Annotated in this window: 16 protein-coding genes and 1 riboswitch; of the genes, 11 read left to right on the top strand and 5 right to left on the bottom strand. The window is 45.0% G+C overall.

Features of this window, described 5'->3' with window-relative positions; genetic code table 11:
* Window positions 1-325 precede the first annotated feature (325 nt).
* On the top strand, window positions 326-1,825 hold the full coding sequence (locus FIV04_RS16170) for a winged helix-turn-helix domain-containing protein (RefSeq protein ID WP_152469721.1): 1,500 nt from the start codon (window positions 326-328) through the stop codon (window positions 1,823-1,825).
* Between the two features lie 95 nt (window positions 1,826-1,920).
* Here FIV04_RS16170 and FIV04_RS16165 read toward each other — a convergent pair whose 3' ends face one another.
* Complete coding sequence (locus FIV04_RS16165) at window positions 1,921-2,526, bottom strand: mechanosensitive ion channel family protein (protein ID WP_152469720.1); 606 nt, start codon at window positions 2,524-2,526, stop codon at window positions 1,921-1,923.
* Between the two features lie 366 nt (window positions 2,527-2,892).
* Between FIV04_RS16165 and FIV04_RS16160 the strand changes: the two genes are divergently transcribed.
* Together FIV04_RS16160 and FIV04_RS16155 are read left to right on the top strand one after the other, a co-directional pair.
* A complete protein-coding gene (locus FIV04_RS16160) occupies window positions 2,893-3,099 on the top strand; it encodes a hypothetical protein (RefSeq protein WP_152469719.1) in 207 nt (68 codons plus the stop codon).
* 1 nt (window position 3,100) lies between these two features.
* Window positions 3,101-4,057: a TerC family protein gene (locus FIV04_RS16155; RefSeq protein ID WP_152469718.1), complete on the top strand. Its 957-nt coding sequence runs from the start codon at window positions 3,101-3,103 to the stop codon at window positions 4,055-4,057.
* Window positions 4,058-4,155: 98 nt separating this feature from the next.
* On the opposite strand, the gene FIV04_RS16150 is transcribed toward FIV04_RS16155, so the two are convergent.
* Complete coding sequence (locus tag FIV04_RS16150) at window positions 4,156-4,548, bottom strand: MAPEG family protein (protein ID WP_152469717.1); 393 nt, start codon at window positions 4,546-4,548, stop codon at window positions 4,156-4,158.
* Window positions 4,549-4,641: 93 nt separating this feature from the next.
* Window positions 4,642-4,893: a hypothetical protein gene (locus tag FIV04_RS16145; protein WP_152469716.1), complete on the bottom strand. Its 252-nt coding sequence runs from the start codon at window positions 4,891-4,893 to the stop codon at window positions 4,642-4,644.
* Window positions 4,894-5,231: 338 nt separating this feature from the next.
* A riboswitch (TPP riboswitch) is annotated at window positions 5,232-5,343 on the top strand.
* 103 nt (window positions 5,344-5,446) lie between these two features.
* Here FIV04_RS16145 and thiD point away from each other — a divergent pair.
* Genes thiD through thiM form a run of 6 tightly spaced genes read left to right on the top strand, consistent with a single transcriptional unit; the run spans window position 5,447 to window position 10,358 of the window.
* Window positions 5,447-6,307, top strand: a complete 861-nt coding sequence (gene thiD, locus FIV04_RS16140) for a bifunctional hydroxymethylpyrimidine kinase/phosphomethylpyrimidine kinase (RefSeq protein WP_152469715.1) — start codon at window positions 5,447-5,449, stop codon at window positions 6,305-6,307.
* A complete protein-coding gene (locus FIV04_RS16135) occupies window positions 6,297-7,076 on the top strand; it encodes an ABC transporter ATP-binding protein (protein WP_152469714.1) in 780 nt (259 codons plus the stop codon). Before thiD ends, FIV04_RS16135 begins: the two co-directional genes overlap by 11 nt.
* Complete coding sequence (locus FIV04_RS16130; RefSeq protein ID WP_152469713.1) at window positions 7,069-7,872, top strand: ABC transporter permease; 804 nt, start codon at window positions 7,069-7,071, stop codon at window positions 7,870-7,872. Before FIV04_RS16135 ends, FIV04_RS16130 begins: the two co-directional genes overlap by 8 nt.
* 43 nt (window positions 7,873-7,915) lie before the next feature.
* Window positions 7,916-8,866, top strand: coding sequence for an ABC transporter substrate-binding protein (locus FIV04_RS16125; protein WP_152469712.1), 951 nt, complete (start codon window positions 7,916-7,918; stop codon window positions 8,864-8,866).
* 8 nt (window positions 8,867-8,874) lie between these two features.
* Window positions 8,875-9,561 (top strand): thiaminase II, encoded by a 687-nt coding sequence (gene tenA / locus FIV04_RS16120; protein WP_150870216.1) that lies wholly within the window; start codon window positions 8,875-8,877, stop codon window positions 9,559-9,561.
* A gap of 8 nt (window positions 9,562-9,569) precedes the next feature.
* Window positions 9,570-10,358, top strand: a complete 789-nt coding sequence (thiM, locus tag FIV04_RS16115; RefSeq protein ID WP_152469711.1) for a hydroxyethylthiazole kinase — start codon at window positions 9,570-9,572, stop codon at window positions 10,356-10,358.
* A 119-nt stretch (window positions 10,359-10,477) separates the two neighbouring features.
* Here thiM and FIV04_RS16110 read toward each other — a convergent pair whose 3' ends face one another.
* Window positions 10,478-12,424, bottom strand: coding sequence for a methyl-accepting chemotaxis protein (locus FIV04_RS16110; RefSeq protein WP_152469710.1), 1,947 nt, complete (start codon window positions 12,422-12,424; stop codon window positions 10,478-10,480).
* 347 nt (window positions 12,425-12,771) lie between these two features.
* On the opposite strand from FIV04_RS16110, the gene thiE reads away from it, so the two are divergent.
* Window positions 12,772-13,389 (top strand): thiamine phosphate synthase, encoded by a 618-nt coding sequence (gene thiE / locus FIV04_RS16105; protein ID WP_152469709.1) that lies wholly within the window; start codon window positions 12,772-12,774, stop codon window positions 13,387-13,389.
* Between the two features lie 125 nt (window positions 13,390-13,514).
* On the opposite strand, the gene FIV04_RS16100 is transcribed toward thiE, so the two are convergent.
* Window positions 13,515-13,856 (bottom strand): hypothetical protein, encoded by a 342-nt coding sequence (locus FIV04_RS16100; RefSeq protein WP_032552962.1) that lies wholly within the window; start codon window positions 13,854-13,856, stop codon window positions 13,515-13,517.
* 379 nt (window positions 13,857-14,235) lie between these two features.
* Between FIV04_RS16100 and FIV04_RS16095 the strand changes: the two genes are divergently transcribed.
* Window positions 14,236-14,643 (top strand): hypothetical protein, encoded by a 408-nt coding sequence (locus tag FIV04_RS16095; protein WP_152469708.1) that lies wholly within the window; start codon window positions 14,236-14,238, stop codon window positions 14,641-14,643.
* Window positions 14,644-14,736 lie beyond the last annotated feature (93 nt).

The following is a 14,736-nucleotide window of genomic DNA, read 5'->3' as shown; positions in this document are numbered from 1 at the left end:
GTTCTGGTGGGTGTGGCATAACGGAAAGCTAATCTGTTCATAAATCTTCATAAATATCTCATCAACAAAATATAAAACAAATTAAAACAAAGGCTTGATAAGTTTTTCTAAAAGGATTTAGTCTATAAAAGTTCCATTTCAATGACTCTATGCCTTTTAAGAACGATTGAAATGGCAAATAAGGAAGCTGAAATGTGACATTGATCTCCTTCATAACTGATTCTGTGGGAAATGTACGTTTGCGAGTAATTAAATCCCTGCGAAATCATTGGATTGGGGCTATGTTTACTCAATGAGATGAATAAAAAAGAGAGAGTTTGCGTGAATGCCTGACAAAAATATCAGTTTTATCGTTGATGAATGGCGTTTTGTACCAAATGAAGGACAGATCCAGTTTGGGGATACGTCGATCACGATTGATAATCGGTTGGCAAAGTTACTTGAATTTCTATGTATGAATCCTGGGTTAACACATAGCCGGGATGAGCTTATTGAACAGGTCTGGAATGGCAGTGTATTAACCGATCAAGTCGTCACTCAAGCGGTGTTTGAGCTACGGAAAGTACTCAAGAAGCATAGTGAAAATGAGGCAAGTTACATTATTACGGTACCAAAGCGTGGTTACCGATTTGATGGTGAAGTAAAAGTCGAAAAAATTGCGGTGCAAAAGCCAGAAGCTAGTGAAGAAATGAGCAGTGAACCTGAGTTTTCCATCGCTGGGCGTCGTATTAGTGAGAAAATGACGCTGACACCGCCGAAACCAAATAGGTTAGTATTCCTTTTTGCTCTTTTGATAGTGGTGATCGTTGCGCAATTTGTCATTTTAATTTCCTATCAACAAGATGAGAGCGATTCATCGACTCAACAACATGCAAATCACCTGAGCCATTATGAGTTTCGTTATGCGGTTTTGAATGTAAGTGAAGACGTGAAGTCTCGGCCCGAACTCTATGGAATGGTGATCAAATTCATTGAACACGTTGGTTTCTATAGCAACATTCGCGTAGTGAAATCGGAAGAGCATCGACGGTTAGCGGCTGCGGAGTTTAACTTCTCTACAGCGATGAGTCGTGATGGAAGCAAGCTTAGATTGTTAATGAAATACCACAATCGAGTATCGGGTCAGACTCATTTGAACCGTCGATATTCGACCAACTTTGGACGTTTCCATGAGACGTTCCCTGCGATGATTGATGACTTGTTACGTGCGATGTACATCGAGGTACCAGAGGATGAGTTACAGCAGAACGTCTCAATATTCCCGAGAGATGAACAAGCGATCTTATCATTGATGTCTGCGACAGGTGTCTTGTACAACAAAGGTGGATTTGATGTGGCGTTGGAACATTTCAGAGAAGCGCGCGAATACGCCCCTGATAATGCTTATACCATTTCGGTGAGCTATATCAGTGAGATTATGACGGCATTTACACGGGATGAAGACAATAAGAGTAAGCGTATCGAGGAGCTAAACAAACAGTATTCATCTGCCTTGAAGACAGTGTTGCAGAAAGACAAAAACCCTAGAGTATGTGAAGCGAACGCGATACTCGCACTGTCAGAAAGTGATCCTGAGAAGGCATCGAAGATTTTACTGTCTATCCCTTACAATCAGCACACCTCATTGACCTATCTGTTGATGGCTAAGGCAGAGGAAGCGAGAGGGCATACCAGTGGTGCTAAAGAGTTGTATTTACAAGCTACGCAAAATACCTCGTCACCAATGGCGCTGACCTTGGCGGGGCCTCTGTTTTTTGACAGTAACTTAGATACTCTGATCGACCAATTGCAGGTGATTAAGGAAGACAACAGCACTTCCAACTAATCAACTCTCTCGATGGTATGTAAACTAAGCCCTGAATAGTCAGGGCTTTTTTAGGTCTATTGGATCTCATCAAAATGCCCCATGGCATTGATATGTTATACAGCAATGCTTTTCGGCTTAGTTTTGTCTTTGTGTGACACTTGACTGGTGTGCTTGTCAGTTTTATCTGTCTGTTGAGTATTTTTGCGAATCACCTTTGTGACACTCTTTTGAAGAAGCAAAGAGTTCGGGTAGGTGATTAGGTTGCCGCTTGGGTGCCTAATTAAAGTATGAAACATTTTTATCTCGAGAATTTTTCCTTCAATACCATCCCCATCTGCCACCACGATTGAGTCCCCGATTCGATAAGGGAATACGAAGAAGATTAAAAAACTCGCAGTAATGTTGCTTAGAATTGACCACTGCGCGATAAATGCAACACCAAATACTGTAACGAGCGAAGAGATGAAAATGGTGAAGTTACCATAGCCAATCCCGCTAACGATGATGTAAGTGGCAAACAGCAATATAAAACAACAAATATTAAAGCAACGAATAATGAATGCCGTCCGTGTAGAAGATACCGACTTCATTTTTGCTAGATTAGTGATTGTTGCCGAGATAAAGCGTTTAAATAGCCAGTAAAAAAGGACAAAAAGCAGCGCGAGTATAATGTCATATTCGCGTAGCGTTTCGATGAGTTGAGTAAGATAGATTGGCATATTGACCTCTTTCATTTAGGAGCAATATTTTGTGCCCTTGAAGCGAGAAACACATCAGAGTTTGCTTATAACTTTATTATTTCCTTGTCATTACCGCCCATGTGATCGATGAAAAATCAGTGTTGTAGAGATAAAAACTATCAATAACTTTCTGATTTTATTTGTTTTATATTTATTTTATATTTCAATAACCGATAGATAAGCCTTTACTGATGCTTGATATCATTCAATTCGTAGAATGAGCGGCCTTTCAATCACTACGGGGCCAACCATGACCATCATCGTTATCAAATTGCTATACATCTATGCCTACAAAAAGCGCAGACAAAAGCTGACGTTATCGCGTAATGCGGAGACTGCGTAATCATGCTGACGCTATTTATCACACAACTCATCATCCTATGGTCAGCAGCTGATCCGATTCGCTCTATTCCAGTTTTGGTTGGGAGTGGTTCTACTTATTCGTCAAGCAATCGTAGAGTAGTTGGCTCAATCGCCCGTTTTCTTGTAGGCGTCGTTGTCGGTGCGTTGCTCTTGCTTGCCGTGATTCAACATTTAGTTGGGGGCGCATAGTATGACTGCAGACTATATGGTGGCATTTGGAACCTTACTATTGTTAGAAGTTATCCTTGGTGTCGATAATGTCATCTTCATCTCGATTTTGGTTGAAGACCTACCAAAACGCTTACAAAGAAGAGTGCGTAACCTAGGCATCAGCTTGGCGGTGTTGTCGCGAATCGGGTTAGTATTCTCAGTGTCTTGGCTGATGACTCTGACAGAGCCACTCATATCGATTTCTCGCTGGGCTTGGTCAGGAAAAGATCTGATTCTGATTTTTGGGGGCGCTTTCTTGTTGTTAAAGAGCCTACATGAATTGCAAGCGTGGCTTACGGAACCGAAAGTCAAACAACCACGTTCCAACAGCAGCAGTTTGATGTTGGTTGTGTTGCAGATTATTGCGGTTGATGCGGTGTTCTCTTTTGACTCTGTGATTACAGCGGTTGCACTGGTGGACGAAGTCACGATTATCATAACCGCGATTGTTGTGTCAGCTGTCATCATGGTGCTACTAGCAGAGGCTATTCAAACCACCATCACCAAACACCCCGGCTTGAAGCTACTGGCACTGCTTTTCTTAGTGATGCTTGGTGTCGTTCTTATGTTGGAAGGAGTAGGGATCGAGCTGGATAAGAGCTACATCTATGTCGTACTCGCTTTTGGTTTGCTACAGGAAGTTTTGCATATCATTTTGAACAAGCAGAACTCTACAACTCCACCGACACCGGAGGGAGGTGCACCGATTGGCTTAAGGCTCTCTAAGCCTAATCGTGGGAGCAGCAATGACAGCGGTTATATAGTTGATGTTGATGCAGTCGGTGATGTTCGAAGTATTTCTCGAACTAAAGTTCACCCATATAGCCGCCCAATGACTGGCGCACAATATGTTGAAGAGCTTGATTCACTGTGGTCAGAGCCAGTGGTTTACATCTCTCACAGACTAAAGCCTGCCGTATTGGATCGCGTGGGTTAAGGTTGTCAAATAAAGCCGAAATACCATGGATGGTTACATTTACGTACAGGTTCACTTCAACTGATTACAGATCTTTCCATCAACGAACAGCGTCATGCTTATAAACTTTGGACACACTGCCCCATAATGAAAAACGAACTGCCTATCGCAACCGCCCAACAGACCGAGCGCATAACACCAATATTGACCAGATACAGAATGTGGTAAGCCACTCGAAAACCGATATGGAGAATTGCAAACAACTGCACGCTCTCGTCGACAGTATTCGTTGCTACGGCAAGAAGTATCGCTGCTGAAAATACGATGAGAGACTCAAACGCATTTTGGTGCGCGGCAAGTGCTCTAGCTCCAAACCCTTGCAATTTCGCCTGTTGCTCACGTGGATGATTGTTGTCGTAGCCACCCAGTTTGTTCATGGCGATAGCCACCGGGATTTTCGCTAGATAGGGAAGTAGGGCAGCTGCAATTAAGCAATAAATCAGAGTATTCAATCTACCGTCCTTGTATTGGGTATTCAGTCTTAAGTCAGATAAATCAGTGTGCGAAAGCTATAGTCTAGTCGGTTTGTAGGTTGTGTGTCTCAGTTAAACTGACTGCGACTGGTATCTGTGTTTTACGTAGAACCAAATTAGAGTAAAGCTCACCCCGAGCGAGACGAGTATTGTGAGTAGCGTTTGCAGTGTATTAGCCAGCGTCACTTCTGCTCCTAGGATGAAGTTCGTCGCCATCAACAGCAACCCAGCGATTAAAAAGGATCTAACAGTCGACGTTATAACAAAACGAGTGAACCCTTGCTCACGCAGTTTAATCCATATATTGGCACTTCTAATTTCCATTCTATATCCACCGCTTAGTCATCAGTACATATCTTTACTTAACAAATGCTTATACTCTAGATGCAATGTATTATCAATTGTGTTTATAAAACGTTTTATAGATATATAACTATGTTCAATGGTTTGTAGAGTTCAGCTCGCTTTACTCTGGAGCGTAATGCAGCAGTTAGGTTAGGTAAACTATTTTGGACAATTTGCGGCGGTACCACTCTTTAATTGGATGTTTTTCAATCCCCAAAAACTGTCGAGTTTGTGGACGAAAACGCTTTCGTTCACGCTTTAGTCAATAATAATCTGCAAAATTATTACCTCACTCTCAAGAGTGCTGTTAGTATGGATGCAAATAGTCGGGGGGCAATTACACCGTGTTGTATTTGCTGAGATCGAATTTCGAGACCCGTTGAACCTGATTCAGTTAGTACTGGCGTAGGGAACTATTGATACTAAAACCTATGCGGTACCGACTTTCATTCCATCGATTTTTCGATCTCTGGTGCCAGCTATCTCGGTTTTAGTTCAGTTCTCCTACGTCTTTTAGATGGTAGGAGCGACCATGACACAGCATTCCAGCACGCAAATCGACACTCAGTCCATTTCTTCAAGCACTCCGATTGTGTTAACCATTGCGGGTTCAGACAGTGGCGGCGGCGCAGGTATTCAAGCCGATATCAAAGCCATGTCTGCGACAGGTAGTTTTGCGTGTTCAGTGATCACCGCGATCACGTCGCAAAATACACAAGGCGTTTCAGCCATCTTTCCAATTCCATTAGATCATGTTGCAAGCCAGCTTGATGCGGTATTCAGCGACCTGAATGTTGTCGCAGTTAAAGTCGGCATGTTGGCAGATTCAAACATCATCAAGGTTGTAGCGGATAAGATTAAGCAATATCAACCTAAACACCTAGTTATTGACCCGGTAATGGTTGCGACCAGTGGCGACTTGTTGCTTGAGCAGTCAGCCATCAGCACCTTGAAAGAAGCACTTATTCCACTTGCAGACATCATTACACCTAACTTGCCGGAAGGCGCTGCATTGACAGGGAAACCTGTTCCTGCAAGCGAAGCCGACATGCAAGACATGGTTGAAGAGCTGCGATCGTTGGGTGCGAAAGCTGTGCTGTTGAAAGGTGGACACTTAGAGCAAGACGAAAACAGCAATGACCTTTTGATTTTGCCAGCAAGCACTGCACTTATCAGCGCAAAACGCTTCCCAACTAAGAACACTCACGGCACGGGCTGCACGCTCTCTTCTGCTATCGCCTCTTACCTTGCACAGGGTAATGAGCTGACTCAATCCGTTGAGCTTGGTAAGCGCTATATATCGGAAGCGATTGCCCACGCAGATCAATTAAATGTCGGTCAAGGGCACGGACCTGTGAATCACTTCTACGCAGGTCATGCTGATGTCCGCTAAATCTCTTGGCGTTGAAATCACCAGCGCCAGCATTCGTTATCTCGATAACCAACAGTCGACGTTGCAAGGCCTGAGCTTATCGATTCCTGCATCTCAATGGACCGTTTTATTGGGCAGAAGTGGCTGCGGGAAAACGACCATTTTACGTTATCTCGCTGGTCTATTGGGTGAGAGCATCGAGTGGCAAGGTGTCGTGAAGACGAGTGATGGTCAATCGCTAGAGGGCAAAGTTGCCTACATGGCACAGCAAGATCTGCTGCTGCCTTGGTTATCGGTGATTGATAACGTATGTCTAAGCCAGCGCTTTGCTGGGAAAGACACCCAACGCTTGGAAAGTGTTTCGAGCGATGTAGACAACCACGCAAGAGCTTTGTCTTTGCTGAAATCGGTTGGGCTTGCTGATTATGCTCATGCTATGCCGCAACAACTGTCTGGTGGCATGCGTCAACGTGTTGCGTTAGCGCGAACGCTTATGCAAGACAAACCTATCGTATTGATGGATGAGCCTTTCTCCGCGTTAGATGCGGTAACAAGGCACAAACTGCAAACCTTAGCGGCTCACTTGCTGCAAGATAAGACCGTGGTCTTAATTACTCATGATCCACAAGAAGCGGTGCGCTTGGCACACAACCTTTACGTGTTGCAAGGTTCACCCGCATCTGCTCAATCACTGCAAGTTCCGACAACATTACCCCCAAGAACCATAGATGGTCAGTGCGCGAGCATTCAGCAGAAAATATTAGAGCAGTTGGAGCAAGACTATGCATAGTTCCGAAGCGCTAACCAAGCCTCAATCGGTATCGAACCATAAGGATCGCTCTATGAGCCCGTTACTGCGTGTCGTGATAAGCACCGCAATTATTCTGGGTCTGTGGCAGTTGGTGGTTGTGGTATTTGAAATGCCTAGCTTTATTCTGCCAGCTCCGATGGAAGTGTTTAACAAGCTGATTGAACGCTATGACGTGTTGTTGAAGCACACATGGGTTACTGCTCAAGAGATCCTGCTGGGGCTGCTACTTGGCTTATCGATGGGATTGTTCTTCGCACTGCAAATGTTGCTATTCGAACCGCTCAAACGTTGGTTGCTGCCTATTCTTATCGCGAGTCAGGCTGTTCCTGTCTTTGCAATCGCTCCGGTTCTGATGCTGTGGCTTGGCTACGGTATCGCCTCCAAGGTTGTGATGGCAGCGATCATTATTTTCTTCCCAGTGACTACGTGCTGCTACGACGGACTGCGCAATACCCCGCGTGGCTATCTCGATCTGGCTCAAACTATGGGCGCCACTAAATGGCAAAGGTTACGTCATATTCAGCTGTCAGCGGCACTGCCGACTTTGGCATCAGGTGTGCGTGTGGCTGTAGTGATTGCACCAATTGGTGCGGTTGTCGGTGAGTGGGTGGGTTCAAGTGAAGGGCTTGGCTACCTGATGCTACAAGCTAACGCTCGAATGATTATTGATGAGATGTTTGCTGCGCTATTTATCTTAGCTGTGCTCTCTATCTCACTCTACTTTGTCACAGACAAATTACTCAAAAAGGCGATCCCTTGGGAAAGCCACAACTAAACAAAATCTATAAAAATAGAAAGTTCAAAAGGAAAGGTTAATCGTGAAAAACAGTAAATTTATGAGCGCTGCTGCTCTAATGGCTTCGTTGGTTTCAGGTCATGTTATGGCAGATGAAACTAAAGTAACGCTGATGCTAGATTGGTTTGTAAACCCGAACCATGGCCCGATCGTGATTGCACACGAGCGTGGTTACTTTGAAGAGCAGGGCTTAGAAGTTGAAATTCAAGAACCAGCAGACCCAAGTACACCCGCTAAGCTAGTTGCCGCGGGGCGCGTTGATCTTGCTGTTACATACCAGCCGAGTCTAACGATCGACGTAGCAGCAGGTCTTCCATTAGTGAGAGCCTCTACGCTTATCGCAACACCATTGAACACGCTAATGGTTCTGGACAATGGCAAGAATGATTCACTGGCCGATCTTAAAGGTAAGAAGATCGGTATCGCAATCGCAGGTAACGAAGAAGCGACGATCGGCACTATGCTAGCGCAGGAAAACGTGGCATTTACTGACGTTCAAACCATCAATGTGGGTTGGGCACTCTCTTCATCTCTGGCTTCTGGCAAAGTAGATGCGATTTGGGGCGGCCTGCGTAACTTTGAAACCAACCAACTAGCACTTGAAGGTTACAAGGCAAAAGCCTTCTTCCCAGAAGAGCACGGTGTACCTGCTTACGATGAGCTGATCTTTGTTGCGAATGCTAACAAACGTGATGAAGCCGCGATCAAAGCGTTCAACAAAGCGCTAGAGCAGGCGACGACCTACATCGTGAACCACCCAACCGAATCTTGGAAACAGTTTGTTGCTTACTCGCCAGACACTCTTAACAACGAGCTAAACCAGCGTGCATGGAACGACACTCTAACGCGTTTTGCACTTCGCCCATCGGCAGTCGATCATAAGCGTTACGATGATTACGCACAGTTCATGTACGACAAAGGCATCATCAAATCACTGCCAAAAGCGGCTGACTACGTACCGACGTTCGAATAAGGAACATCATGAAATATCAAGATTTAATCACAGCTTGTCAGCAAGATTGGCAGGACTACACCGAGCATGAGTTTGTGCAAACGCTGGCGCAAGGTACTCTGCCTCAGCCGTGTTTTCTACATTATCTAAAACAAGATTTTCTGTTTCTAAAGCAGTATGCCCGTGCTTATGCATTAGCGATCTACAAAGCTAATACACTGGCGGATATGCGTCGTGCATTGCCAAGTGTACATGCACTGTTGGATTCTGAAATTGGTCATCACGTGACTTATTGTGAGCAGTGGGGGTTGACTGAGTCGGACCTAGAAAACGAGCCGGAAGACTTTGGTACTGTGGCGTATACACGTTATGTACTGGATGCCGGCATGACGGGCGATTTGGTTGATCTCTACGCGGCACTGGCACCATGTTCTATCGGTTATGCTGTGATTGGTAAAGCACTACTGGAAGATCCTAAAACAGTCTTGGAAGGTAATCCATACCGCAGCTGGATTGAGTTGTATGGTGGCGAAGAGTTCCAAAGTGGCGTAGCGGCAGGAGCTGAGTATTTCGACCAACTATTGGCGGAAATTGATATCAATAGCCAACGTGGACAGAACTTGATTCACATCTTTAAGACGGCGACACGCATGGAAGTGGCGTTTTGGCAGCAAGGACTTGATGCAAGCGATGCTGTATTACCCAACATTAACTAGAGGTCTTTATGCTTATTGAACAGATCACAAGCGCTCTGCAAGCGGTTCGAGAACAGAAACCATTGGTGGTTAATATCACCAACTATGTGGTTATGAATAACAGTGCGAACGCACTGCTGGCATTGGGCGCGTCACCTATCATGGCACACTCAAAGCAGGAAATGGCTGAGATGATGTCTTTTGCAGGCGCATTGGTGATCAATATTGGTACGTTAGACAGTGTTTGGACGCCGCGCATGGACTTTGCTGTTGAGCAAGCAAATGCGAATGGAAAAACCGTGGTGCTTGACCCAGTAGGGTGTGGTGCGAGCCAGCTTAGAACCGACACGTCGCGTCGTATTGCTCAACAGGCAGACCGCTTAATTATTCGCGCTAATGCTTCAGAGATTATTGCACTAGCGGGTGAACAAGCTCAAAGCAAAGGTATTGATGCTCTAGATAGCAGTGAGGCAGCAGTAGGCGCAGCCAAGTTCCTTGTGGCTGAATACAACGCAAGCGTGGTGATTTCTGGCGAGACTGACTATGTCGTAACTGCGGACTCGGTGACGCAACTGAACAACGGTCACGCCATGATGCCTTACGTGACGGGTATGGGTTGTACGCTGTCTGCACTCACTGGTGCATTTGCTGCGGTTGGTGATAATAGCGGTTTGGCTGCTGCTGCGGTACTTGGCGTTGCTGGCGAAATTGCAGCAGAGCAATCGCAAGGACCAGGTAGCCTGCAATTAAATATCCTCGACGCCCTGTATCAAATGGACGAAGAGACGCTTACTGCTCGTCTAAAGCTGAAAGCTTAGCTTACAGTTTTACTCGCAGCTTAAAAGCTCTCTGAAGCCAAAAACAATAACCCCGAGTCTTAACAACTCGGGGCTATTTTTATTGAGATATATCCAATTGGCTGTGGCTGCGGCGCAAGCTAGGTGCTTTTAAAGCGGTCAACTTGGCTCTTAAGATGGTGTGCAACCTCAGTAAGATCGCTCGCCGCTTCCGAAATTTTAGCTACAGATTCTTGGTTACTCTGGGCGACGGTATTCGCGCCTTGAGCGTTGTCACCTAGAGAGCGAGTTAGGCTATCTTGCTCATCGACCGAAGCTGCAATCTGGCTATTTGCTTGGTTAAGATCTTGAATATGTTGGTTAATCACATGCAAGTTTTGAGAGGCCTGCTGCGCCTGCGTCGAAGCTTGAGATACTGTGCCATGGCTCTCTTTGATCGACTCGAGAGCGTCTTTAGCGCCGCGCTGCAATGAGGTGATCAAATCATTGATCTGGCTAGCAGACTCTTGAGTACGTTTCGCTAGAGTACGTACTTCATCTGCAACCACGGCAAAGCCACGACCTTGTTCACCAGCTCGCGCAGCCTCAATCGCAGCATTCAGTGCAAGCAGGTTTGTTTGCTCGGTTACGCCCTGAATCACCTCTAAAATTGCGCCAATGTTCATCGACTCAGCATGTAAATCGCTCACTTTCTGGCTGCTAAGCTGCATTTGCTCGTCAGCTTGGCCAATCTCTTGCAGGGTTTTGTCTACTTCTGTTAAACCCATAGCAACGTTTGAAGTCGCTTGGCTTGCCACTTCAGAGGCATGGTTAGCACTAGATGCGATCTCAGACGTGCTTGATGCAAGCTGAGACACCGCTGATGAGATGTTGATGATTTCGTCATTGAGTCGCGACGCGTTGTTTGAACCCGTTGTGGTCACGCTGTCGAGTGACTCTGACATTTCACCAATGCGTAAGCTGGAAGCATTTACTTGCTGAACGATATCGCGCAGCGACTCGATGGTGGTTTTCATGTTCTCTAGCAACTGACCAATCTCATTCTGGTCAGTTACTTTAACGTCACCACTCAAGTTACCTTGTGCCAACTCATTGGTGATCTCTTTAACCTGAGCGATCCCCTTGTTGATGGAGCGAGTGACAAGAATCGCGCTCGTAGTCCCAACCAATAATGCAATGCCTGTGAGTAACACGATGATCTGAATTGAACGCTCTTCGCTGAGTTCGAGCTCTGGGATAAGTGCGTTTTTCTGTTGCTCGATGATAGATTGTGCATCTAATACAGCAATGGCAAGGGTATCACCTAAGCTGGTCAGCTGGGTTTGAAGCTGAGCATTCTCTAGTTTCTGTTGGTGGACTTGCTCAAAACCCGTTGCGTAGGCTTCGCGCTGAGCGGTGAAGCTATCGATCAATTCTGCTTGGTAATCTGATGACTCCAGAGAGCGGATGTCACCTTCAATACCGGGTAGGGCATATTCAAACAGATCTTGGCCTGTTTCGTAGGTCTTTGGATTACCGTCGTTTGAGTAGCTTAGCACTGCGATTTTCGCGGCTAAGAAGTTCTCCATAAGCATGCCAGCATACAGGCTCGCGTTGGAGTCATCGTTATTGTAAGACTCGTAAAGTAAGCTTTGAGCTGCTTTGAGCGCGTTCTCTTCTCTTTTCACCATCTCAACTGTGACTAGCTGGTGGATTAATTGCTGGCTCTGACTCATCAACTGGTAAGCTTGGTCAAAGGCAGTAATGCTCTGTTGAACCTGAGAAAGGCGTTCTAGGCTATCGGCGTGTTGAGTTTGGCTGAGTAAAGATTGCAGTTGTTGGTCGATGTCGCTTTTATTGGCGAGATAAGCTTGCTGATATTGGTCATCAAGCGTTGCTAGGTAGCGCTCAGAGGTGAGGCGCATTTGTAGAAAGTGGGTTTCAATATTGCTGGACTTTTCAGCTTGCCCACTCAATAGACTGTAGTGTTTAAAACCGTTAGACAGGGTTTGGATCCCTTGAAAGCTAACAAAGCCCGAGATGATGAAAAAGAGTAAGCAGATCGCATAACCCAGTTTCACTCTTAAAGAGATAGATAGTTGACGCATATACATCCTTATAATCCGCGTTTCACTGTATTCTTGCCTGTAAGTACTCGTAGAGTATTTCACATTTAAGATGTAAGAGCATGCAAAATGTAACATTAATGTGTCACTTGTAGGTGTTTTGTTGTCTGTGAGTGCTGGTTTTAGAGTTTTTGAGTGGTTTGATGTGTGCCTAGTAACATATTGTCATGATGCAAGAAGTGACAACTCGTTACGAATTGCGATTGAGGGAAGATGGCGCGAGTAATTGATGTGTCTAGTGCGATCAATCGGTAGACTAGGCATTTAAAAATAACAAAGCATGTAGAGCTCCAAAGAGTAGTACGTGCATTAATAAGGACTCCAAATCAATGAGCAATCCATACAAGTTGTATCTTGTCACCGACGATCAGCAAGATCTCGCCACATTAGAGCATGTTGTTGAACTGAGTGTTGCAGGTGGCGTAACCATGGTTCAAGTGCGAGAAAAGCATGGTGATGTGAGAGCTTTCATTGAGAGAGCACAACGTGTAAAAGCGATTCTCAGCGGAACAGGTGTTCCTTTGATTATTAATGATCGTGTTGATGTTGCATTGGCGGTAGGCGCTGATGGGCTTCATCTTGGTCAGTCAGATATGCCTGCGGAGATAGCGCGACGGCTGATTGGTGAAGATAAAATACTTGGTCTTTCGATTGAGAATGAACAACAGCTTAAAGAAGCGGAACACCTTCCAATTGACTACATCGGTTTGAGTGCGATTTTTGCTACACCTACCAAAACCAATACTAAAAAGCACTGGGGTGTTGAAGGTTTAAAGAGTGCGCTCGAAACGACGAAACTGCCGATCGTTGGTATTGGTGGAATTAACGAGAGTAATATCCCTGAATTAATGGCGACTGGCGTACATGGTTTAGCTTTAGTTTCAGCTATCTGTCAGGCTGATGATCCCAAAGCTGCTGCTCAGCATCTGCTCTCTTTGATGGGATAGTTCAGAAATCGAATAGTTCAGAAATGGAGTAGCTCAGATTTCAATTGACTAGAAAACAACGGCTCAAAACGAGTAACTTGTTTTCTAGTCATATTTTGGTGAGTTCTGTATGAGCTGAACTCAGCCTACTGCATACAAAGAGCGATGGTTCCTGCAATCGTCAAAGCGATAGCAATGTACCAACCGATTTGCACCTTGTTATCCGCCACGAATATCTTGATGTAATTCACTTCTTCATGCGCCATAGCAATAAAGTCGGTGTAGTTAATCGACAACTCGCGGCTGGTTTCTTTCAGTTCATTTTGAAGCTTGTTGAAAGCCTCATCCATAAACCCTTTCATTTCACTTGCCGCTGGTTTACCCATCAACAGAGTATCCCAAATTGCCATGCGTGAAGCGTATTCACTATCACTAACACGATTCAGTACGCGCAAATCATACTCGCGCTTGTCACGCTCTTTCCCCATTTTAAGTGGGCAAATATTCTTTAAAACGTTCACAAATAATTCCAAAGGTTCATTCAGGTAGAAACGAGCACCAAATGGGCTCATAAACTGGGGACGAATCGAAATTCAAAAATGACCTGTTTCATGACCATGGATTAACCGACGCTTCTAAGTATTTGAAGATTCGTTGTTAAAACTGATGTTGCGCATAGTAAATTTGTGTCTGCACGACATCAACTAGGGTGTTTTGTCTAGACGACAAAGATAATTGTTAGAAAAGTATCAATAAGTCTATTTAATGAGCGCTTAATCAATATTGGAGCTATCTTTGTCTAAAGAGCCATTGACCTTACCCTTGGGGTAACCTTTATAGTGACGGTTCAAAATATATGGATTGGTTATGACGCATTCACTTAAGACATTTTGGATTACGATCTTCAGCATCTTTGCGATGTTGATGTCGACGTCTGTCTCCAGTGCGTCAACCATGGAGATGCAGATGATGGATAAAGAGACGATGTCTTGCCATCACGCGAGTATGATGACTCATGCAATGTCTTCAATGTGTGATGTTTCTAGTGATGATCAATCTATGCATGATATGGAACAACATGAGACTTCTCATTGCTCACACGGTGGGGATATGGGCGCCAATTGCTGTGTGTCTATCTGCCTGAGCTGGTCTTACCCAATCCAATCTATCAATTCCTTATCCAGTTTTGCTTACTCGCTTGCTCCTTATCACTCTGTGATTATTGGCAGTAAAGTTGCGCGCATTCAGTCTATCCTAAGACCGCCTTCCGCTTAATTCACAATTCCCAAATCTCATTACCTAAGACCGACCTACCAGGTTGAGCCTAGGTGCGATCTATGCGTTTTTTAACGCCACAAAATGGATTTA

Origin of the sequence: Vibrio sp. THAF190c, assembly GCF_009363355.1 — a bacterium.
Lineage (GTDB): Bacteria > Pseudomonadota > Gammaproteobacteria > Enterobacterales > Vibrionaceae > Vibrio > Vibrio fortis_A.
This window is presented reverse-complemented; position numbering and strand designations above follow the sequence as displayed.